Source organism: Rhodococcus sp. FH8 (assembly GCF_019266085.1).
Taxonomy (GTDB): Bacteria; Actinomycetota; Actinomycetes; order Mycobacteriales; family Mycobacteriaceae; genus Rhodococcus_F; species Rhodococcus_F qingshengii.
This window is the reverse complement of sequence record NZ_LPNQ01000057.1, coordinates 95,153-115,984: the sequence shown is the minus strand read 5'-3', so window position 1 is coordinate 115,984 and position 20,832 is coordinate 95,153. Positions and strand designations below refer to the sequence as shown.

General features: G+C 64.0%; 21 protein-coding genes. 13 read left to right on the top strand and 8 right to left on the bottom strand.

Annotated features, from left to right (window positions below):
- Positions 1 to 57: 57 nt before the first annotated feature.
- Positions 58 to 897, top strand: coding sequence for a putative RNA methyltransferase (locus ATN38_RS03165; RefSeq protein ID WP_007736089.1), 840 nt, complete (start codon positions 58 to 60; stop codon positions 895 to 897).
- Positions 898 to 903: 6 nt separating this feature from the next.
- On the opposite strand, the gene glgA is transcribed toward ATN38_RS03165, so the two are convergent.
- Complete coding sequence (gene glgA / locus ATN38_RS03160; protein WP_003945186.1) at positions 904 to 2,076, bottom strand: glycogen synthase; 1,173 nt, start codon at positions 2,074 to 2,076, stop codon at positions 904 to 906.
- A gap of 132 nt (positions 2,077 to 2,208) precedes the next feature.
- Here glgA and glgC point away from each other — a divergent pair, with 132 nt between their 5' ends.
- Complete coding sequence (gene glgC / locus ATN38_RS03155) at positions 2,209 to 3,423, top strand: glucose-1-phosphate adenylyltransferase (RefSeq protein WP_003945185.1); 1,215 nt, start codon at positions 2,209 to 2,211, stop codon at positions 3,421 to 3,423.
- On the opposite strand, the gene ATN38_RS03150 is transcribed toward glgC, so the two are convergent.
- The gene (locus ATN38_RS03150) at positions 3,420 to 4,055 is read right to left on the bottom strand and encodes an O-methyltransferase (protein ID WP_007736091.1); all 636 of its coding nucleotides are present in this window, start codon (positions 4,053 to 4,055) and stop codon (positions 3,420 to 3,422) included. The two genes, glgC and ATN38_RS03150, sit on opposite strands and share 4 nt — an antisense overlap.
- 330 nt (positions 4,056 to 4,385) lie before the next feature.
- On the opposite strand from ATN38_RS03150, the gene sigE reads away from it, so the two are divergent.
- The 4 genes from sigE (at position 4,386) to tatB (ending at position 7,415) form a co-directional block, all read left to right on the top strand.
- Positions 4,386 to 4,982, top strand: a complete 597-nt coding sequence (gene sigE, locus ATN38_RS03145) for an RNA polymerase sigma factor SigE (RefSeq protein ID WP_029255812.1) — start codon at positions 4,386 to 4,388, stop codon at positions 4,980 to 4,982.
- A 52-nt stretch (positions 4,983 to 5,034) separates the two neighbouring features.
- Entirely contained in the window at positions 5,035 to 5,394 is a 360-nt protein-coding gene (locus tag ATN38_RS03140) for a hypothetical protein (RefSeq protein WP_003945180.1), read from the top strand.
- Between the two features lie 30 nt (positions 5,395 to 5,424).
- Complete coding sequence (locus tag ATN38_RS03135; protein WP_370852746.1) at positions 5,425 to 6,948, top strand: trypsin-like peptidase domain-containing protein; 1,524 nt, start codon at positions 5,425 to 5,427, stop codon at positions 6,946 to 6,948.
- 74 nt (positions 6,949 to 7,022) lie between these two features.
- Entirely contained in the window at positions 7,023 to 7,415 is a 393-nt protein-coding gene (gene tatB / locus ATN38_RS03130) for a Sec-independent protein translocase protein TatB (RefSeq protein ID WP_003945177.1), read from the top strand.
- A 64-nt stretch (positions 7,416 to 7,479) separates the two neighbouring features.
- Here the strand turns inward: tatB and ATN38_RS03125 are convergent, their stop codons facing one another.
- The 5 genes from ATN38_RS03125 to ATN38_RS03105 form a co-directional block, all read right to left on the bottom strand.
- Positions 7,480 to 8,616: an Mrp/NBP35 family ATP-binding protein gene (locus tag ATN38_RS03125; protein WP_003945178.1), complete on the bottom strand. Its 1,137-nt coding sequence runs from the start codon at positions 8,614 to 8,616 to the stop codon at positions 7,480 to 7,482.
- A 24-nt stretch (positions 8,617 to 8,640) separates the two neighbouring features.
- Positions 8,641 to 9,504: a lytic transglycosylase domain-containing protein gene (locus ATN38_RS03120; protein WP_003945171.1), complete on the bottom strand. Its 864-nt coding sequence runs from the start codon at positions 9,502 to 9,504 to the stop codon at positions 8,641 to 8,643.
- A gap of 145 nt (positions 9,505 to 9,649) precedes the next feature.
- Positions 9,650 to 11,104, bottom strand: a complete 1,455-nt coding sequence (locus ATN38_RS03115) for a lytic murein transglycosylase (protein WP_230793084.1) — start codon at positions 11,102 to 11,104, stop codon at positions 9,650 to 9,652.
- Positions 11,105 to 11,179: 75 nt separating this feature from the next.
- Positions 11,180 to 11,722 carry a DUF1003 domain-containing protein gene (locus tag ATN38_RS03110; RefSeq protein WP_003945067.1) on the bottom strand — a complete coding sequence of 181 codons (543 nt, stop codon included), beginning with the start codon at positions 11,720 to 11,722 and terminating at the stop codon, positions 11,180 to 11,182.
- On the bottom strand, positions 11,719 to 13,005 hold the full coding sequence (locus ATN38_RS03105) for a magnesium transporter MgtE N-terminal domain-containing protein (RefSeq protein ID WP_003945077.1): 1,287 nt from the start codon (positions 13,003 to 13,005) through the stop codon (positions 11,719 to 11,721). Before ATN38_RS03105 ends, ATN38_RS03110 begins: the two co-directional genes overlap by 4 nt.
- A 72-nt stretch (positions 13,006 to 13,077) precedes the next feature.
- Here ATN38_RS03105 and ATN38_RS03100 point away from each other — a divergent pair, with 72 nt between their 5' ends.
- From ATN38_RS03100 to ATN38_RS03075, 6 genes are all read left to right on the top strand, one after another.
- Positions 13,078 to 14,040, top strand: coding sequence for a CoA ester lyase (locus ATN38_RS03100; protein WP_003945087.1), 963 nt, complete (start codon positions 13,078 to 13,080; stop codon positions 14,038 to 14,040).
- Positions 14,041 to 14,147: 107 nt separating this feature from the next.
- Positions 14,148 to 14,642 (top strand): general stress protein, encoded by a 495-nt coding sequence (locus ATN38_RS03095; protein ID WP_003945065.1) that lies wholly within the window; start codon positions 14,148 to 14,150, stop codon positions 14,640 to 14,642.
- 251 nt (positions 14,643 to 14,893) lie between these two features.
- The gene (locus ATN38_RS03090) at positions 14,894 to 16,231 is read left to right on the top strand and encodes an ABC transporter substrate-binding protein (protein WP_037131899.1); all 1,338 of its coding nucleotides are present in this window, start codon (positions 14,894 to 14,896) and stop codon (positions 16,229 to 16,231) included.
- Between the two features lie 80 nt (positions 16,232 to 16,311).
- On the top strand, positions 16,312 to 17,193 hold the full coding sequence (locus ATN38_RS03085; protein WP_044480569.1) for a carbohydrate ABC transporter permease: 882 nt from the start codon (positions 16,312 to 16,314) through the stop codon (positions 17,191 to 17,193).
- Between the two features lies 1 nt (position 17,194).
- Complete coding sequence (locus ATN38_RS03080; RefSeq protein ID WP_003945075.1) at positions 17,195 to 18,025, top strand: carbohydrate ABC transporter permease; 831 nt, start codon at positions 17,195 to 17,197, stop codon at positions 18,023 to 18,025.
- Between the two features lie 4 nt (positions 18,026 to 18,029).
- Complete coding sequence (locus tag ATN38_RS03075; RefSeq protein WP_003945069.1) at positions 18,030 to 19,199, top strand: ABC transporter ATP-binding protein; 1,170 nt, start codon at positions 18,030 to 18,032, stop codon at positions 19,197 to 19,199.
- Positions 19,200 to 19,202: 3 nt separating this feature from the next.
- Here ATN38_RS03075 and ATN38_RS03070 read toward each other — a convergent pair whose 3' ends face one another.
- On the bottom strand, positions 19,203 to 19,439 hold the full coding sequence (locus ATN38_RS03070; RefSeq protein WP_230691567.1) for a hypothetical protein: 237 nt from the start codon (positions 19,437 to 19,439) through the stop codon (positions 19,203 to 19,205).
- A gap of 126 nt (positions 19,440 to 19,565) precedes the next feature.
- Here ATN38_RS03070 and ATN38_RS03065 point away from each other — a divergent pair, with 126 nt between their 5' ends.
- Complete coding sequence (locus ATN38_RS03065) at positions 19,566 to 20,831, top strand: sensor histidine kinase (RefSeq protein WP_047268999.1); 1,266 nt, start codon at positions 19,566 to 19,568, stop codon at positions 20,829 to 20,831.
- The last annotated feature ends 1 nt before the right edge of the window (position 20,832 follow it).

Here is a 20,832-nt window from a genome sequence, read left to right as displayed (position 1 = left end):
GTTTCGGTACGGGGCCTGAAGTGTGTGCGCACCGCCGGTAGCCGAAAGGACGGATCAATGCTTGCCGCCGTGATCGATCTTCTGTCCTGCCCGCAGTGTGCTGCTGATCTGGAATTGGTGGACGGCGCCGCCGAGTGCGACCGCGGACATCGATTCGATATCGCTCGCCAGGGTTACGTGAGCCTGATCAGTGGCGGTGCCACGAAGTTCACCGGCGACAGTGCCGAGATGATTGCCGCGCGTGCACGATTGCTCGGCGCCGGCCACTTCGGCCCGCTGATGGATGCCGTCACCCGGGCCTGCGCGACGACGGCGGGGTCGGACCCCGCGCGGATCGTCGAAATCGGCGCAGGCACAGGACAATACCTCGCACACGTCGTGGATTCGCTGCCTGATTCTCGGGCGATAGCGTTGGACGTGTCCAAGTTCGCGGCCCGGCGTGCCGCGAAGGTCCACGAAAGAATCGGTTCGATCGTCGCAGACGTCTGGCAACCACTACCCATTCGCGACGGAGCGCTCTCTCACGTGCTCTGTGTGTTCGCTCCTCGTAACGGTCCGCAGTCCCATCGAGTTCTCGCCGAAGACGGAGTTCTGGTGGTCCTGACGCCCACCGACAGGCATCTGCGCGAGCTGATCGACATTCTCGCGATGGTCCGGGTCGACGACCGCAAAGTGGAACGTCTCGAATCGTCGATGGCCGGATACTTCGAGCGTGTGAGTAGCGACGAGGTCGAGTTCACGATGTCACTCTCACACCAGGACGTCCTCGACTTGGTGGGGATGGGACCGTCGGCGAGACACCTGACGCCCGCCGATCTGGCTGCCGCCGTGGCGAAGCTGCCGCAGCCGAGCACCGTCACCGCGTCGGCGACGGTCTCGACCTATCGCAAGATCTGACGCGGATCAGCGTCTCGTGACGGCGTCCGCGTAGACCTCGAGCGTCTGCTTGGCGATTTCGGCCCAGGAGAACTCGTCGATCGCACGGATCCTGCCCGCACGACCCATCGCGTCGGCGCCTTCTCGGTCGGCGACAACGGCATTGACGGTGGCCGCGAGCGATTCCTCGAATGCGTTCGGCTCGTAGGCGTTGTAGTGCACGAGTCGACCGGTGACGCCGTCGGCGACCACCTCGGGGATGCCGCCGACGTCGGAAGCGACCACGGCGGTCTCACACGCCATGGCTTCGAGATTGACGATCCCGAGGGGTTCGTACACCGAAGGGCAGACGAATACCGTTGCTGCCGAGAGTATTTCCCTGATCTGCTCGGTCGGAAGCATCTCGCGCACCCAGTAGACATTGCCCCGGTGCCGGGCGAGTTCGGCCACCGCCTTCTCCGTCTCGGCGGCGATCTCCGGCGTATCGGGAGCGCCGGCGCACAGCACGAGCTGAATCTCCGGGTCGAAGTGGTGGGCTGCCGCGACGAGGTGCCCGACGCCCTTCTGCCTCGTGATGCGTCCGACAAAGGCCACGATGGGTTTCGCCGGGTCGACGCCGATCGACGCGAGTGCGGACTGTGCTCCCGGCGCAGATCCCCCGGGATGCCATACCTCGGTGTCGATTCCGTTGCGGACTACGTGAACGCGACTCGGATCGACAGCGGGGTACGCGTCGAGGACGTCGAGTCGCATACCGGAACTGACGGCGATGATCGCGTCTGCGTGCTCGACGGCGTTGCGTTCGGACCACGACGAGATCCGATAGCCGCCGCCTAGCTGTTCGGCCTTCCACGGGCGTCTGGGCTCGAGTGAGTGCGCGGTGAGGATGTGCGGCACGTCGTAGAGAGCCGACGCGAGATGCCCGGCCAGTCCGGTGTACCAGGTGTGGGAGTGGACGATGTCGACACCGGCCGCGGCGTCCGCCATGCGCAGTTCGGTGGAGAGCGTCGTCAGGGCCGGGTTGGATCCGGCGAGAGCGGGGTCGGGAGAGTGGACGATCGCGCCTTCGCGCGGGGCGCCCATGCAGTGCACGTCGACCTCGCACAGCCGTTTCATCTGAGCGACGAGCTCGGTTACGTGTACTCCTGCGCCGCCGTAGATCTCCGGCGGGTATTCCTTGGTCATCATCGCGACTCGCACGCGCTAAACCTAACCGCCCGTGGTCGATCCGGCTACCGATCACGTTATCCCCGGCCGTTCGGAGGGGGACACGATCGGACCTCTCGAACTGCTTCGCTAGCGGGAGTTCACCAGTGCGGATAGGTTAGCGGTGTGAGAAGCCAGCCGCATGTGCTTGGAATCGTGCTCGCCGGGGGCGAGGGCAAACGCTTGTATCCGCTGACCGCGGACAGAGCGAAGCCCGCAGTGCCCTTCGGAGGTGCATATCGACTTATCGACTTCGTGTTGAGCAACCTTGTCAACGCGGGATATCTGCGTATTTGTGTGTTGACGCAATACAAGTCACATTCACTCGACCGCCACATTTCGCAGACGTGGCGATTGTCCGGGTTCGCGGGTGAGTACATCACCCCGGTCCCGGCCCAGCAGCGGCTCGGGCCGCGCTGGTACACCGGCAGTGCCGACGCAATCCTGCAGTCGCTCAATCTCGTTTACGACGAGGACCCCGAGTACATCGTGGTTTTCGGTGCCGACCACGTGTACCGGATGGATCCGGAACAGATGGTTCAGCACCACATCGAATCCGGGGCAGGCGTGACGGTCGCGGGTATTCGTGTACCGCGAAGTGAGGCTTTTGCTTTCGGCTGCATCGACAGTGACGAGTCCGGACGCATCACCCAGTTCCTGGAAAAGCCCGCCCATCCTCCCGGGACACCGGACGACCCCAATTCGACGTTCGCGTCCATGGGTAACTATGTGTTCACCACCAAGGTGCTCGTGGACGCCATCCGCGCTGATTCAGAGAATTCCGATTCCGATCACGACATGGGCGGAGACATCATTCCCGCCTTGGTCGCCGCGGGTGAGGCGTCGGTCTACGACTTCAAGGACAACGTCGTTCCCGGTGCCACCGATCGAGACCGCGGCTACTGGCGTGACGTCGGTACCCTCGACGCCTTCTACGACGCTCACATGGACCTGGTGTCGGTGCACCCGATCTTCAATCTCTACAACCGTCGCTGGCCCATCCGCGGCGCCACCGAGAATCTCGCGCCCGCAAAGTTCGTGAAGGGCGGACTCGCGCAGGAATCGGTGGTCGGTGCTGGGTCGATCCTGTCCGCGGCGACCGTGCGCAATTCGGTACTCAGTTCCAACGTGATGATCGAGGACGGTGCGACCGTCGAGGGCAGCGTGCTGATGCCGGGTGTGCGCATCGGCAAGGGTGCCGTCGTACGGCGAGCGATCCTCGACAAGAACGTCGTCGTCGGTGACGGCGAAATCATCGGCGTCGATCTCGAACGTGACCGCGAACGATTTGCCGTCAGTCAGGGTGGCGTCGTCGCCATCGGTAAGGGCGTCTGGATCTAGAGCTTGCTCGCGCAGAGGAGGCCGTCACCGAGGGGGAGGAGGACTCGAATGAGTCGCTCGTCCTCGGTCACGGCCTTTGCCGCTTCTCGGACCGCAACCGTTGTCGCGTCGCGTGCGGAGCTGTCGGCAACGCGGCCGTCGGCCAGGGCGTTGTGCAGAACGATGACACCGCCGGAGCGCAGCAGGCGGACACCTTCGCGGACGTAGTGCGGGTGGTCGATCGCGGCGCAGTCGACGAATACCAGGTCGTAGCCGCCGTCGGCGAGCCGGGGAAGCACGTCGAGAGCCCGTCCGTTGATCAGGCGAGTGCGTGCCGGAGCGATTCCGCTTTCGCGGAAGGTCAGCTTGGCGGCCCGCTGATGTTCGGGTTCGCTGTCGATCGTGGTCAGGACGCCGTCGTCGCGCATTCCGTGCAGAAGCCACAGGCTGCTCACGCCGGCTCCGGTACCCACCTCGACGGCCGTCTTCGCGTCGAGCATCCTCGCGAACATCGCGAGCGTCGCACCGACGGCGGGCGTCACCGGATGGGCTCCGAGATCCAGCGCTCGATCTCGCGCCGCGGTCAAAATCTCGTCCTCGGAAACTACGTCCTCGACGTGGCGGAGTATCTGTTCGGCGTGGGTCACGCTCATGAGGTTATCGGGCGGTTCGGATTGTCGCTGCAAGGCGCGCAGTCACCAGGATTCTCAGGAATCCCTCAGGCTCCTCATATGGCGTGCACACCGCGATGAGAAAAGGTGTATACATCGCCGGATCGAAGATCGCACGGCGGTATCGATTTCTACCAAGTTGATCTTTCGCAGCTCGGTGATCGGGAACAAATCACAGCATCGGCTGGTTCTCCCGAATATCGCGCATCACGTGATTCGGACAACGCGGTGATCGAAATACGCGATCCCGAGCAGGAGGATCAACTTATTTACCAGGTCAACGACGAGCCTCGCCCTCGAGAGTCGGAAGTTTTGACGACGGAATCGGCTGTGGATTCCGAATTGATCGGCACTGCTGTGTTCGATGCAACTGGTGAGAAGTCCTCCATGCCGTCTTGGGACGAACTCGTGCGTCAGCACGGTGACCGGGTGTACCGCCTGGCCTACCGGTTGTCAGGCGATGCCCAGGATGCCGAGGACTTGACGCAGGACACCTTCATCCGGGTGTTCCGCTCGCTCTCCGATTATCAGCCCGGAACTTTCGAGGGCTGGTTGCACCGCATCACCACAAACCTGTTCCTCGACATGGTTCGCCGACGCAATCGCATCCGTATGGAAGCGCTGCCCGAGGACTACGACCGCGTTCCCTCGCCCGGTCCCGACCCCGAGCAGATCTACCACGACGCGCGCCTCGACGCAGGTCTGCAAGCCGCACTGGACTCGCTCGCACCTGAATTTCGTGCCGCTGTCGTGCTCTGTGACATCGAAGGTCTGTCGTACGAGGAAATCGGTGCCACACTGGGAGTGAAGCTCGGAACGGTTCGTAGCCGTATCCATCGTGGGCGACAGGCGATTCGTGATCATCTGGCAGCGCAGCGCGCAGCCGAATCCGAACTCGTCGGTTTCTGACGGTCGGGTTCGAGCTACAGAGCGGGACGTGGTCAATCACCTGGAGGGACGAATGACGGAGGCGCGGGCACATCGCCAGTTCGGTTCGACCGAACATCTGGCCAGCGAGGCAATCGCTGCCTACGTCGACGGAGAACTCCGAATGCAGGCCTACTTGCGGGCCTCGCATCACATCTCGATCTGTGCCGAGTGCGCTGCGGCCGTCGATGCTCAGCAGCAGGCACGTGGTGCGCTGCGTCGAAGCGGCGAGATGACGATGCCGTTGTCCCTGGTGGGACTTCTCAGCCAGATTCCTTCGTGCAACAGTCCGACTACCGGGCCGAATTCGGAAAACGCCGACAGTTCCGTCGGTAATCAACCCGCCGGCTTCTCCACCATCAGCAAGAGGTTGTCCCGTCGCTGGCGCAAATGACGCCGCGCGCCAGCTTCCCGGCGCGGATCAGTGATACTGGACCATGTGACTGACGGAAAAAGGGGGCACTCCGGAGTGAGTTCGGATTCTTCGGCAAACGGTTCGGTGGACAGACCGGCAGATGCGCCGGTTCTCGACCCCCGTCCGGTCTATCGACCCCAGATCGATCCGGCCTCGCGCCAGGTGTTCGGTCGGCCGAGTGGAGTCGAGGGCTCGTTCACTCCGGTGGCCGCGCGATCGACTCCGTCCTCCGATGTCGTGATCGGGACTCCGGACCCGGTTCTGGCCGAAGCGTTCGGTCGACCCGCAGACGCCACCGAGTCGATCGGTCGCGATCCCGATGCGACGGCGAACAACACGCCCGACGAAGAACCGCCGCGTGATCCGTGGCGTGATCCTGAATCCGCCGTCTCGCTGGGCAAGCCCGCAGAGTCCGAGGCGCCGGTGCAGTTGCCTCCCGCCCAGAAACTCGACGTGCGTGAGCTGTTGTTCGGTCGCAAGGTCGCCCCCTCGGCACTGGCCGCGCTTGCGGGCATGGCGCTTGTCATCGCTCTCGTCGGTGGGTTGCTTGCCACTGTCATCACTGCCGATCGCAGTTCACTCACCAGCTCACGTGTCACGCTCGTTCAATCCGGCGGTGGGGAACAGCCGGAGTCTCAGGTGGCGAAGGTCGCCGACGCGGTACTGCCATCAGTGGTGTCGATTCAGGTCGCCGTCGGCGACCAGGGCAGCACGGGTTCCGGTGTGGTCATCGACGGCGCCGGATACATCGTCACCAACAACCACGTGATCTCCTCGGCCGTTCCGCCCGCTCAGGACGCGAAGATCCAGGTGATCTTCTCCGACGGAACCAAGACCGACGCCCAGATCGTCGGACGTGACGTCAAGACAGACCTCGCAGTGCTCAAGGTGTCGGCGAACAATCTGACGGTCGCTCAGCTCGGAAAATCCGAGGATGTTCAGGTGGGCGACGACGTCGTCGCCGTCGGCTCACCGCTCGGATTGAGCAAGACCGTCACCCGCGGAATCGTCAGTGCACTGAACCGGCCTCTGCGGTTGTCGGGTGAAGGCACCGACACCAACGCCGTCATCGACGCCGTCCAGACCGACGCGGCGATCAACCACGGCAACTCCGGTGGTGCGCTCGTCGACGACGAAGCCCGCGTCATCGGCATCAACACCGCAATGCTCAGTGAGTCCGGCGGTTCGGTCGGGCTCGGCTTCGCGATTCCGATCGACACGGTGACCGAGGTGGCGCAGACCATCATCCGCGACGGCAAGGTTCATCACCCCGACATCGGCGTGAATGCCCGCACCGCGGTCAACGACGCGACCAGTGGTGCGGCAGTGGCCAATGTCCGCGACGGCAGCCCCGCTCAACGTGCGGGGATCGTCGAGGGGGACGTCATCGTCAAGGTCGGTGACCGACCGGTGACAAGCGCCGACGAATTGGTGGTTGCGGTCAACGCGACGACCGTCGACCAACCCGTCAACGTTCAGTTGATCCGCGACGGACGGCAGGTCGACATTTCGGTCACGCCGGTGTCGGACTGATCGGCCCCTGCGATCTTCCTGTGAGGTTGATCCGGACATGCGCGCACCGAGCGAGCACACAGTAGGCTGACCCTGTGTTTGGCAACATCGGTTGGGGCGAGTTCATGATCCTCCTCGTAGCGGCTCTGGTCATCTTGGGACCTGAGCGGCTTCCTGGTGCGGTCTCCTGGGTCACGAAATCCCTGAGGCAGGTGCGCGAATATGCTTCGGGCGCTTCCAATCAGCTCAAGGAAGAACTGGGCACCGATTTCGAGGATCTGCGTAAACCGCTCGCAGATCTGAACAAGCTGCGCGGAATGACGCCGCGCGCTGTGATCACCCAGCACCTCCTCGACGGCGACGACTCCATCTTCACGGGCAACTTCGACAAGAAGCCGCAGAGCGGAGTGCAGGAGCCGAAGACGCTGTCGAAGGACAAGCCACTCACCGCCGGCGAACGTCCTCCTGTGGACTTCGACGCCACCTAGATTCGACATACGCAAGGGCGCCTGTCACCGATCGGTGACAGGCGCCCTTCCGTATGAGGGGGTTCTACAGGTTGCGAACCGTGTTGATACCGAGCGACATTCCGGCCAGCCCGCGCTGACGGACGGCCAACTTGTCGGCGATGTCCTTGAGTGCGATGGCTGCGGGTGAATCGGGAGCGCTGAGGACGATCGGCGTCCCGGCGTCGCCTGCCTCGCGGACGGACGGATCCAGCGGGATCTGTCCGAGAAGCGGAACCTTGGCGCCGACGGCCTTCGTGAGGCGATCGGAGACGGTCTGCCCGCCGCCTTCGCCGAAGACGTCCATACGGGTGCCGTCGGGAAGTTCGAGCCAGGACATGTTCTCGACGACGCCGGCGACGCGCTGGCGGGTCTGCAGGGCGATCGCGCCCGCGCGCTCTGCGACCTCGGCAGCAGCCTGCTGCGGTGTGGTGACGACCAGGATCTCGGCGCTCGGGATGAGCTGAGCCACAGAGATGGCGATGTCACCGGTGCCGGGCGGCAGATCGAGCAGCAGCACGTCCAGATCGCCCCAGAACACGTCGGCGAGGAACTGCTGGAGCGCGCGGTGCAGCATCGGTCCGCGCCAGACGACAGGTGTGTTGCCCTGGGTGAACTGCGCGATGGAGATCATCTTCACGTCGTGGGCGACGGGCGGCATGATCATGCGCTCGACCTGAGTCGGCTTGGCGTCGGTGCCGAGCATGCGGGGGATCGAGTGGCCGTAGATATCCGCGTCGAGTACACCCACGGACAGTCCGCGCGCGGCCATTGCTGCCGCGAGATTGACTGTCACACTGGACTTTCCGACGCCACCCTTGCCGGAGGCTACGGCGTAGACGCGGGTGAGTGAGCCCGGCTGGGCGAACGGGATGACGGGTTCGGCGGAATCGCCGCGAAGCGACTTGCGGAGCTCGGTCCGCTGGGCGTCGTCCATGACGTCGAGTTCGACGCGAATCGCGCCGACCCCGGCGACGTCGGCGACGGCCTTGGTGACGCGTTCGGTGATCTCGGTGCGCATCGGGCAGCCGGCGGTCGTGAGATAGATGCCGATGTCGACGCTGTTGTCACTGGAGAGGGAGATCCCCTTGACCATCCCCAGTTCGGTGATGGGTTTGCGGATCTCTGGGTCCAGAACTCGCGCGAGCGCGGAGCGAACGTCGGACTCGGTCAGTACAGACATGACTCCATGGTAAGTCCAGGTAGGTCAGTGGATGCGCGGCAGGTCCGATGCGGCGGGCACGATGCCGGTGGAGTACCCGAGCGACCAGGCCAGAACGTTGGCGACGTAGGCGGCCGAGTTGTTGTAGCGGTGGATCGCGGAGGCAACCTGCGTGACGTCCTGCATGTTGAGTCCGCCGTCGCACAGGTACTTGCCGGTGGTCAGTGCGGAGTCGAAAAGGTTCTGCGGGTCGGCGATTCCGTCACCGTTGCCGTCACCGGCGTATTGGTTCCACGTGGACGGGATGAACTGCATCGGGCCGACTGCGCGGTCGTAGACGGTGTCGCCGTCGAGGGCGCCGCCGTCGGTGTCCATGATGACGGCCTGGCCGGGGAGGCTGCCGTTGAGTGGCAGGCCGATCACGGGCTTGTAGAGGTTGCCGTTCGCGTCGGCGTCCTTGCCGTCGTTGGCGTGGCCGGATTCGACGCGGCCGATACCGGCGAGGAGCGTCCAGTGCATGTTGCAGTTGGGCTTCTCGACAGCGAGGATTCGCTCGGCGTTCTGGTAGGCGGCGACGCTCACGCTCGGGATTCCGAGTGCGCCCTCGGCCATCGAGGCGGGGAGCGGGGGAGTTGCCTGCACGGGAGCCAGCGGCGCGGGTTCCGGCGCGGGGGCGGGAGCCGGCTCGGCGATTGCTTCGACGGCGGGCAGAATCTGCGCCTGCGGTTCCTGCGTGGCTTGTGCGGCGGTGTCCACCGTTTCGGCGGAGCTGGTGTTGAAGAACGGGACCTTGGGAGCGGCGCCGGCCGTGTTGGCTGCGGTGACGAGTCCGATAGGGATGAGTCCGGTGAGCGCGATGACCGAATTTCGACGGATGTGCGAATCTGTCTTCTTGCTGTGCCGACCCACTGTTTATGCCTCCTGAACCTCCGCGAGGAGGTTTTCCGTTCAACTGACGGAGTCGAGGCTACCTGATTTGTTGCGTTTCCGTTATTCAACCGTGATCTAGAAGGGCAGTTTGGGGCATATGCACTGTTCTTTCGTGATTTTTCGGTTACAGAGCGGGCATGCCGGGCAGGCCCGGGAAGAACGGCACGAATGCCGGAGCCGGGGCCGGAGCGGGCTCCAGTGCGGGTGCGGGTGCCGGTGCCGGTGCGGGCTCCGGAGAGGGGGCGGCGGGTGGAGAGGATTCCGCGGGAGCCGCGTCGGTGGCGGCCACTGCCATGCCCGGGATCGTGCACGGCAGAAGGATGCCGTCCTGCAAGGCGTCGAGGGCTGCGGGGTCCGGAAGGATCACACACATGTCGTCGGGCCAGCGCCATCCCTCGGCCGTCAGAATCGGCCACACGAGACCCCGTGAGGTGAGGACGGGGAGCGGGATGATCGGACCGGGAGCCGCATTCCGGGCGGCGTTGGGTCCCGGAGCGGGGCTGGTCGGCATGACGCCCGGCGGGATCAGTGCCTGGATCTCGGGTGAGAGTGCAGGCATGTCCGGCAGACCCGGGAAGAGGGGAGTGGTGGTCGGGGTCGGCGTCGTCGACGCTGATTCCTTGTCGCCGGCCGCCGGATCGGTAGCCGCAGCCGCGGCGAGTACGGCCGAAGCGGCGGAGTCTGCCGAGGCGGCGGCGTTGATCGCGGAGCTGCCGGTGTTGATGCCCGAGGTGTACGGCAGCTGACCGGAAGGAATGACACCGTTCTTGTATGCCGTCGACCACATGATCACGTTTGCTGCGTAAGCGGCCGAGTTGTTATATCGCAGAACAGCTTTGGTCTCCTGGGCGACATCGCGCAGGTTGAGTCCGCCGCTGCAGAGGTACTTCGCTGCCGAGAGCGCCGCATCGAAGACGTTGTTGGGGTCCTTGATTCCGTCCCCGTTGCCGTCGCTGGCATATCCGGCCCAGGTGGCCGGAATGAACTGCATCGGCCCGACGGCGCGGTCGTGAGTGGGGTCGCCGTCGATTGCGCCCTTGTCGGTGTCCCGAATGACTTCGTTGCCTGCCAGCCGTCCATCGAGGACGGGGCCGAGGATCGGGGTGACCGTCGTACCCACCGAGGTCGTCTTGCCGCCGTTGGCGTGACCGGATTCGATGCGTCCGATGCCGGCCAGAAGATGCCAGGGGATTCCGCATCCCGGTGCCTCGGTCATCATCACCAGCTCCGCGGAGCGGTACGCGTTCAGGACGATCTCGGGGATGCCCAGAGAGGTGAGGACGACGGCCGCAGCGTTGGGCGCTGCCTGGGCGCCGGCGACCGTATCGCTGGGCGGGGCCGATCTTTGCGTTCGGACCGTGCGGGGCGTCGGGAGGAAGTCGACAGAGTCCGGCTGCGCAATCGAGGCGGAGCCCGCCAGTGCGATCGGAACCTGTGACCCTCCGGTCGGTGCGCTTCCGGCAGTGAGGGCCGCTGGACCTGTGACGACGAGCAGTCCCCCCACCAGTGTGGATGCTGCAATCATTCCGCGTACTCGCACGATTCCCCTTTGCTGGCGCTCCCGCTCCGGAGTACCCACCGTGATATCCATATTGCTGTGACTTACGTTACATATCGGTCACGGTGCGTGCAGCAAAACTCAGCGAACGCTCAGCTAGTTGTGACTTTGTTTCGCAGTATTCGAGTCACGGTGCTTCTTCTTCGGGGTCGGTTCGCCGTCGGCAGCAAGGATCGACTTGATCTCCTCGAGCTCCCGTCGCAGGTAGTCGCGGGTGGCAACCTCGCCGACGGCGATACGCAGAGCTGCGAGTTCTCGGGCGAGGAATTCGGTATCCGCCTTGGTTTGCTCGGCGCGTGAGCGGTCCTCCTCGAGCGAGACCCGGTCGCGGTTCTCCTGACGGTTCTGGGCCAGCAGGATCAGCGGCGCCGCGTAGGCGGCCTGGGTGGAGAAGGCCAGGTTGAGCAGGATGAACGGGTACGGGTCCCACTGCAGGGCCACCGCGAACACGTTGATCAGGATCCAGACGATCACGATGATCGTCTGGATTGCGAGATAACGCCCGGTGCCGAGGAAGCGGGCGATGCGTTCACTGACGCGCCCGACAGCTTCGACGTCGAAATCGAGATTGAACCGGCGGCTTCCGCGAGGCGTTTCCAGTCGTTGCCGTGCGGTCGTGCTCGACGCCCGTTCGCTCATCGGAGTAGTTCCTCGTCGTCGGAGTAATCCTCACGCCAGTCTTCCGGCAGGAGGTGATCGAGCACGTCGTCGACCGTCACGGCCCCGATCAGGTGGTTCTCGTCGTCCACGACCGGCCCGCATACCAAGTTGTACGTCGCGAAATATCGGGTGACCGACGCCAACGAGTCGTCCGGGGCCAACCGGGGCATGTCGGTGTCGAGTAGTCCGCCTACCAGGCTGGCGGGAGGCTCGCGGAGAAGCTTCTGCAAGTGGACGCAGCCGAGATACCGCCCGGTCGGAGTCGCCGTCGGCGGACGTACGACGAAGACCATGCTCGACAGCGCCGGGGTCACGTCGTAGTTGCGGGCGCGGGCAAGGGCCTCCGCGACCGTCGTCGAGGCCGTCAGTACCACCGGTTCGGGCGTCATCAGACCACCGGCAGTGTCCGGGGAGTGCTCGAGCAGGCGTCGAACAGGTTCGGAATCCTGCGGGTCCATCAACTGAAGCAGTGACTCGGCCTCGGTTTCGGGCAGCTCGCCCAACAGGTCGGCGGCGTCGTCGGGATCCATCGCTTCGAGTAGATCGGCGGCGCGTTCGACTTCCAGGTGCATCAGCAGATCGGTCTGGTCGTCCGCCGGCAGTTCCTGCACGACGTCGGCGAGGCGTTCGTCGTCGAGCGCCACGGCCAGTTCGTGGCGGCGCTTCTCCGGCAGTTCGCGCATGGCGTTGGCCACATCGGCGGGTCGCATGCCTTCGTACTGGAGAAGCAGGTGAGCTACGCCCTGGCCGGGGAGTGAGAGGTCGCTCTGGGTGAGGCCGGCGACGTGCTGCCAGTCGACGATGTGAATCGCCGCGCGTCGACCGAGGCGTCCGCGATGGCCGCGAACCGCGACCTTGGAGACCACCCAGTCTCGCGTCCGCGTCGATTCGATTCCGAGATCGACGACTATCGTGTCGACGCCGTGAAGCTCCTCGAGTTCCGGGTCGTCCACGCGCACATGCGAATCGAGTACCTGCGCCAGAGCGAGCACTTCGCCCGGGCGCTGGTTGAAGCGCCGCAGACTGACGTTACCGGTGGTGAGGGTGACTGCACTCGGTTCGATTGCTGTCACACGCAACATCGGAACGAAAATACGTTTGCGCGTGAACATTTCGATCACCAGACCGAGAACGCGGGGTTGCTGGCGTCCGATGCGGACCGTGATGACGACGTCGCGCACACGACCGATCGATTCGCCGTCCGGGCCGAGTACAACCAGGCCGGCAAGCCTGGCTGCAAATACCTTGCCTGCTGCTGCCATGATTGCAAGGCTAATTCGTCCAGCGTCAAAATCTGCAACGGCGCCACCGAAAATCGAGAAGGGCAGTCCGCAATGACTTCACGCAACCGTTCCCGTCGATCGGTATTGGCAGTTCCCGGCAGCAGTCGGAAGATGATCGACAAGGCGAAGGGATTGCCCGCCGACGAGATCTTTCTCGACCTCGAAGATGCGGTGGCGCCGCTGGCGAAGCAGGCGGCCAGGGAGTCGATCGGCGACGCGTTGGCCGAGGACGGGTGGGGCAAACAGGTCAAGGTCGTCCGGGTCAACGACTGGACCACCGAATGGACGTATGCCGACGTCGTGGAGGTGGTGGGCCGCGCCGGAGCGCATCTGGACGCCATTCTGCTGCCCAAGGTTCCCGATGCGAGTCACGTCCAGGCGCTCGATTTGTTGTTGACGCAGGTCGAGAAGGCCAACGGTCTCGAGGTCGGCAGGATCGGGATCGAACCGCAGATCGAGAACGCGATCGGCTTGACCAACATCGACGCGATCGCCACCGCGAGTCCCCGCGTCGAGGCGCTCGTGTTCGGCCCGGCCGACTTCATGGCGAGCTTGAACATGCGAACTCTGGTCGTCGGTGAGCAACCGGACGGCTACGACCGCGGTGACGCGTATCACCACATCCTGATGACCATCTTGATGGCCGCGCGGGCGCACGGCGTCCAGGCCATCGACGGGCCGTACCTGCAGATCCGCGACGTCGAGGCTTTCACTCGGTCGGCTGCGCGAACGGCAGCGCTCGGTTTCGACGGCAAGTGGGTTCTGCACCCCACGCAGATCGAGGCGGCCAACGAGGTGTTCAGTCCGCGCCAATCCGATTACGACCGTGCGGAACTCATCTTGGACGCGTACGCGTTCCACACCTCGGCTGCCGGGGGAGGGCGGGGCGCCGTCATGCTCGGCGACGAGATGATCGACGAGGCGAGTCGCAAGATGGCACTGGTGATTTCGGCCAAGGGCCGCGCCGCGGGGATGACGCGCACCTCGGAATTCACGCCGCCCGAACACGCCTGACGCTCGCATAGCCGAACGAATCAGGTCTGTAAAGGGCACAATAGGGGGTAGATGTACTTGCGTCATCCGCGTGGATGACGTGCCCGAAAAGAGGAGCGCAGCCAGCCATGTCCAATCCGCTCGGTCAATCGTCGAATGGGTCGCGCCGTGGAGCGTTGCCGACACCGCCTTCGGGATGGCCCATCGGGTCGTACCCCACCTACGCCGAGGCGCAGCGCGCAGTCGATTACCTCTCCGATCAGGAATTCCCGGTTCAGGACGTCACGATCGTCGGCGTGAACCTCATGCAGGTCGAGCGAGTTCTCGGTCGGTTGACGTGGGCCAAGGTGATCGGTGGCGGCATCGTCTCCGGTGCTTGGCTCGGTGTCTTCTTCGGCCTGGTGCTCGGAATCGTCACCGGTGGTTTCCTCGCTCCGCTGATCGCGGGCATCGTGGGCGGCATCATCTTCGGTGTCATCTCCACGACGATTCCGTACGCCGCGACGCGTGGGCAGCGGGACTTCGCCTCGACGATGCAGTTGGTCGCCGGACGTTACGACGTACTGTGTGAGCCCAAGACGGCGGAGTCGGCGCGCGACCTGCTCGCCAAGCTCGCCATCTGACATTCTCGCTCGGGCTGCCAACTTGTGTGATCTCGGTTACTTTATGTACACGCGGGCGAGGTAGTACTCGCTTCCCGTGACCGTTTGCCGGACAAGGAAATAGGTCCCTTCTCCGGCAAAAGTGCCGATGTGTGGTGCGTCGGCCAGCCGTAACGACTGCGCCGTCTCGCCGCCCGAGGAGGACGGCTGTGCAGAACAAGAGATCGCGGGCGGGGCAGAACGAGAGATCGCGGGCGGGACAGAAGAAGAAATTGCGGGCGGGGCTGCTCGGCGCGGCAACATTGTTGTTGGCGCCCTTGCTCAGTGCGTGCGGATCGGACAATGACGACGGCGTGGTGCTGTCCTTCTACACCGCTGCCGACGGCGCCGAGCAGTATGCGGAGGCCGCCGCCAATTGTTCGGCGGCGTCGAACGGCGCGTACCGGGTCGAGCAGAAAACTCTGCCCAAGGGTGCCGACGACCAGCGACTTCAGTTGGCCCGGCGTCTGACCGGCAACGACAAGTCACTCGATCTGATGACGCTCGACGTGGTGTGGACTGCCGAATTCGCCGAAGCGGGATGGGCATTGCCGCTTCCTGACGACGTGGCGGCCGAGGTCAGCAACGGGACGCTCGAGGGTCCGCTGGAGTCGGCGAAGTGGCAGGACCAACTCTATGCGGCGCCATTGAACACCAACACCCAATTGCTCTGGTATCGAAAGGATTTGATGCCGGACGGGCAACCACCCCAGACCTGGGATCAGATGATCGACATCTCCGAAGGCCTGGCCGCGGAGGGGCGCCCCAGCTGGATCGGTGTGCAGGGCAAGCAGTACGAAGGATTGATGGTCTGGTTCAACACCCTTCTCGCCAGTGCCGGCGGATCGGTGGTGGGGCCGGACGGAACAACCGTGACGGTGGCCGACGGTGATGCTGCCCAGCAGGCGCTGACCGTCATGAAGCGCGTCGCTACCGCCAAGGGTGCGGATCCCTCGATCTCGCAGGGGGATGAAGCGTCGTCGCGACTGGGTATGGAGAGCGGCAAATCTGCCTTCCAGGTCAACTGGCCGTTCGTGCTGCCCGGCATCATGGAGAACGCCGAGAAGGGCGATCTGCCGTACATCGACGACAAGGGCAACGTCACCAGTGAGAACACCGGAAACACGGTGCTCACGGTGAACGGAGAACGGAATTTCCTTGCCGCTCCGTATCCCTCGGTGATCGAGGGTAAGCCGGCCGAGGTCACGATCGGCGGCTTCAACGTAGCGGTGGCCAAGACCAGCCAGCATCCGGACCTCGCGTTCGAGGCGCTCACCTGTCTGCGTAACGAGGAGAATCAGCGCAACAACGCGGTAGCCGGTGGCGTTCCGCCGACTCTCGAGAGCCTGTACGACGACCCGGCGTTCCAGGAGGCGTACCCGGCGTGGCGTGAGGTTCGCGACAGCCTGGACACCGCTTCGGTTCGTCCGGTTTCTCCTGCCTATCAGAGTATTTCGACGCTCATCACTGCCACGCTGAACCCTGTGGGAAACATCGATCCGGAATCGACCGTGAACGATCTTGCCGAGCAGGTACGCAAGGCAGTCAATTCCGAGGGGCTGATTCCGTGACGATCGACAGCGAAAATTCGGGAGCTGCACCAACAGTCGCGACGGCATCGCCGGAGCCGAAGCACTCCGCGAAGTCGAAGATGTCGGACGGAAAGGCGGCCGAGCGTCGCCTCGGTCTCTGGCTGGTGGCCCCGGCCGCGATTCTCATGATCGCGGTGACCGCATATCCGGTGGTCTACGCCGTGTGGCTGAGTTTGCAGCGCTACGACCTGCGCTTCCCGGATCAACGAAAGTTCGTGTGGTTCGACAACTACGTGTCGGTGCTGACCGACGGTTACTGGTGGCAAGCGTTCGCGGTGACGACGTCGATCACGGTTGTCTCGGTCGTCATCGAGTTCGTTCTCGGACTGACCATCGCACTGGTGATGCACCGAACGATCGTGGGTAAGGGGCTCGTCCGCACCGTTGTGCTCATCCCGTACGGCATCGTCACCGTCGCGGCGGCATACAGCTGGTACTACGCGTGGACGCCGGGGACCGGCTACCTCGCCAATCTCCTGCCCGACGGCAGTGCGCCGCTCACCGACCAGATCCCGTCGCTCGCGATCATCGTCCTTGCCGAGGTCTGGAAGACGACGCCGTTCATGGCGCTGCTCCTGCTCGCCGGCCTGGCGCTCGTGCCCGACGACCTCCTCAAGGCGGCTCAGGTGGACGGCGCCGGTGCGTGGACCCGGTTGGTACGCATCATCCTTCCGCTGATGAAGCCCGCCATCCTCGTCGCTCTGCTGTTCCGCACACTCGACGCGTTCCGCATCTTCGACAACATCTACGTGCTGACGAAGGGAGCGAACGACACCGGGTCGGTGTCGATTCTGGGTTACGACAATCTGTTCAAGGCATTCAACTTGGGTATCGGATCCGCGATCAGCGTGCTGATCTTCGTGTGTGTGGCAGTGATCGCGTTCATCTTCATCAAACTTTTCGGTGCTTCGGCTCCCGGATCCGATACGGAAGGACGCTGACATGACCGTGACTCCCAGACTCAAGATCAGCTGGTCCGTCGTCAACCTTCTGGTCTTGCTGTACGCGTTGGTTCCCGTCCTGTGGATTGCGAGCCTGTCCTTCAAGCCCGCCGGAACCATCAAGGACGGCAAGTTCATTCCGGAGAAGTGGACCCTGGACAACTACCGAGGAATCTTCGACACCAGCGCCTTCACCAGTGCTCTGATCAACTCCATCGGCATCGGACTCATCTCGACGGTCATCGCCGTGGTGATCGGAACCATGGCTGCTTACGCGATTGCGCGCCTGGATTTTCCGGGCAAGAAGCTGCTGGTGGCTGTTGCCCTGCTGATCGCGATGTTCCCGCAGATTTCATTGGTGAGCCCGCTGTTCGACATCGAACGACGGCTCGGGCTCTTCGACACCTGGGCCGGACTCATCCTGCCGTACATCACCTTTGCGTTGCCGTTGGCGATCTACACGCTCTCGGCGTTCTTCAAAGAGATTCCTTGGGAACTCGAAAAGGCGGCGCAGATGGACGGCGCGACGCCGGGGCAGGCGTTCCGGAAGGTGGTGGCTCCACTGGCCGCGCCCGGCATCGTCACTGCGGGAATCCTGGTGTTCATCTTCTGCTGGAACGACCTGTTGTTCGCGATTTCGCTGACGTCGACCGAACGCTCCATCACCGCCCCTGCGGCCATCGCAAACTTCACCGGCGCTTCACAATTCGAGGAGCCCACCGGGTCGATCGCCGCGGCCGCCATGGTCATCACCATTCCGATCATCATCTTTGTTCTGTTCTTCCAACGTCGTATCGTGGCCGGGCTTACTTCCGGCGCAGTGAAGGGATAAGCCTGTGGCCGAGATCGTGCTGGACAAGGTGACCAAGCTGTACCCGGACGGAGCCAAGGCGGTCAGTGATGTCGACATCACCATCGCCGACGGAGAATTCATTATTCTCGTGGGCCCGTCCGGTTGTGGAAAATCCACGACTCTCAACATGATTGCCGGGCTGGAAGACATTTCGACCGGTGAGTTGCGGATCGCGGGTGAACGCGTCAACGAACGCGCCCCCAAGGACCGCGACATCGCGATGGTCTTCCAGTCGTATGCGCTGTATCCGCACATGACGGTGCGCCAGAACATCGCGTTCCCGTTGACCTTGGCGAAGATGTCCAAGGACGAGATCAACGCCAAGGTCGACGACGCGGCGCGGGTCCTCGACCTCACCCAGCATCTCGATCGCAAACCGGCGAACCTGTCGGGCGGTCAGCGTCAGCGTGTGGCGATGGGACGCGCAATCGTGCGCAGCCCGAAGGCGTTTCTCATGGACGAGCCGCTTTCCAACCTGGACGCCAAACTGCGCGTGCAGATGAGGACGGAGATCGCCCGTCTGCAGCAGCGGCTCGGTACGACAACGATTTACGTGACCCACGACCAGACCGAGGCGATGACGCTCGGCGATCGGGTAGTCGTGCTGCGCGGCGGAATCGTGCAACAGATCGGTGCGCCGCAGGAACTCTACGATCGTCCGAACAATCTGTTCGTGGCGGGGTTCATCGGGTCCCCGTCCATGAACTTCTTCCCCGGACAGTTGACGGCCGACGGTGTGAGCACGCCGATCGGCGATGTTCGCCTGCCCGCGGCGGCGCAGTCGAAGATCTCGGGCAGCGGCTCGGGCAAGGACGTCGTGGTCGGTATCAGGCCGGAACATTTCGAGGACGTGGCGCTGGTCGATGCAGCGCAGAAGCCGCACGGTGGGACGTTCACCGTCGACGTCGACGTGCTGGAATCGATGGGTTCGGACAAGTACGCGTATTTCCTCGCTGGTGGCCCCGCCGTCAATTCTCGTGAACTCGAGGAACTCGCCGCCGATTCGGGAACGGCCGTCGCTGGTGGCGGTCAACTGGTTGCCAGGCTCTCGTCCGAGTCCACGGTGGCCCAGGGCAGGTCTGTCGATCTGTGGTTCGATCCCGCCAAGATCGCAGTGTTCGACGGCGGTACGGGAGCCAATCTGCTGCTGTGACCTTTACCCGGGCAAGGTGACCGAATACGTCGCGCCCCAGGTGAGCGGTACCTGTTCGGGGCCGGGCGCTGCGTCGGCCGGCTCGGGTAGGGGGACCAGGCGGCCGAATTGTTCGTGATGGGTGGAGGCCGGGGCGGCTTGCGCTGTCCCGGCGACCACGGCGATCGGCGCCGCTGCCAGGGCGCCGGCGACGGCAAATCGAGTGGCGATGCGGCGCTTGCTTGCTCGGGTCGAGATCATGAGCACTCCTGCGTGGTTTCGAGGTTCGGTGAATGCTGTGCCATTCACGGTATTGCGGGTTGATTGTGAAATCTCGTGTGCGAAGCTCATTCACAGGGAACTGGGATGGGCGGCACAGGAGGACAGATGAACGAATCCTCGGTACGAACCGAGCACCTGCCCGGTGGCCCGGACCTCGAGCGGATCATGCGCGAACACGCCTACCGCGGTGCGTACCTCCAACTGACGGTGCGCGGCGCTCTGGTGCTGTTCATCGCCCTGACACTGATTTTCGTCCCGCCGATGAACGACGCGGGATGGTGTTTCGCGATTCTGGGCGCCTATGCACTCTGGTCGGCAGCCGTGGCGCTGTGGATCCGCAAGGGCGGCACCGGCCCGGTGACGATGATCTGGCTCGGCTTGTTCGTCGACCTTGCCGTGCTCGCAACTCTGACATTGCTGACCGGTCTCGCGGCCGAGCAGAGTTGGACCGCCGACATCTTGAGTAACGGGCTCTTCGTCATTCCGGTTCTGGCGTGTACGCAACTGCGGACGGACGTGTGTGTCGGCGTCGTTGCCTGCACGATCGGTGTGTTCTTCGTTTCCAGCTGGGCAACGATGACTTCGAACTCCGAGCCGTGGCCGTCGATCCTGCTGAGCACCATGGCCTTGGCCGGAGTGGGCGCAGGCGCAATCGGACTGACTCGGATTCAAAGATCACGCGTGTTGACCATCGGACAACTCGTCGGGCATCGAACCAGCCTTCTGGCCGAACTCATGGGGCTCGAGCAGCGAGAGCGCACGGAACTGTCCGAGCAGTTGCACGACGGGGCGCTCCAGTACGTTCTCGCCGCGCGGATGGATCTCGACGAATTGGCAGACAATGCGGAGCCTGTCGCGTTGGCGCGAGCCGGAAAAGCGCTCGGTGAAGCGACCACGCTGTTGAGATCCTCCGTTTCGGAGCTGCATCCCACAGTCCTCGTGCACGTGGGTCTCGCCCGTGCAATCGGAGACCTCGCGCGCTCGGCGCAGGGACGCGGCGGAGTGGTGGTCGACGTCGACACTTCGGGCTGGAACGACGATCTGCGCACGTCTGCCGACGACGTCCTGTTCGGCGCCGCCCGAGAGCTCCTTGGCAATGTCGTCAAACATGCCGGCGCGCACAATGTTCGGATCGAGCTCGCACGACTGGACCACCGTGCGGTGCTCGTGGTCTCGGACGACGGTCGGGGGATCAGCGCCGATCGGATTGCCGAACGACGGGCCGCCGGCCACATCGGACTGCTCTCGCACGAACTGCGAGTGGTTGCCGCGGGTGGCTCGTTCTCGGTCGGACCGGGTGAAGAGTCCGGAACCCTCGCGCGAGTCGAGATACCGTTCGAGATCGTCACCGCCACTGACCACGATCGTTGAG

Excerpts from the sequence above, each read along its gene's own strand:
- ATN38_RS03165 (WP_007736089.1), top strand. The coding sequence starts at position 58 with ATGCTTGCCGCCGTGATCGATCTTCTGTCCTGCCCGCAGTGTGCTGCT.
- ATN38_RS03150 (WP_007736091.1), bottom strand. The coding sequence starts at position 4,055 with ATGAGCGTGACCCACGCCGAACAGATACTCCGCCACGTCGAGGACGTA.
- ATN38_RS03140 (WP_003945180.1), top strand. The coding sequence starts at position 5,035 with ATGACGGAGGCGCGGGCACATCGCCAGTTCGGTTCGACCGAACATCTG.
- ATN38_RS03080 (WP_003945075.1), top strand. The coding sequence starts at position 17,195 with ATGACCGTGACTCCCAGACTCAAGATCAGCTGGTCCGTCGTCAACCTT.
- ATN38_RS03065 (WP_047268999.1), top strand. The coding sequence starts at position 19,566 with ATGAACGAATCCTCGGTACGAACCGAGCACCTGCCCGGTGGCCCGGAC.
- ATN38_RS03085 (WP_044480569.1), top strand. The coding sequence starts at position 16,312 with ATGTCGGACGGAAAGGCGGCCGAGCGTCGCCTCGGTCTCTGGCTGGTG.
- ATN38_RS03095 (WP_003945065.1), top strand. The coding sequence starts at position 14,148 with ATGTCCAATCCGCTCGGTCAATCGTCGAATGGGTCGCGCCGTGGAGCG.
- ATN38_RS03110 (WP_003945067.1), bottom strand. The coding sequence starts at position 11,722 with ATGAGCGAACGGGCGTCGAGCACGACCGCACGGCAACGACTGGAAACG.
- ATN38_RS03070 (WP_230691567.1), bottom strand. The coding sequence starts at position 19,439 with ATGATCTCGACCCGAGCAAGCAAGCGCCGCATCGCCACTCGATTTGCC.
- ATN38_RS03100 (WP_003945087.1), top strand. The coding sequence starts at position 13,078 with ATGACTTCACGCAACCGTTCCCGTCGATCGGTATTGGCAGTTCCCGGC.
- ATN38_RS03125 (WP_003945178.1), bottom strand. The coding sequence starts at position 8,616 with ATGTCTGTACTGACCGAGTCCGACGTTCGCTCCGCGCTCGCGCGAGTT.
- ATN38_RS03105 (WP_003945077.1), bottom strand. The coding sequence starts at position 13,005 with ATGGCAGCAGCAGGCAAGGTATTTGCAGCCAGGCTTGCCGGCCTGGTT.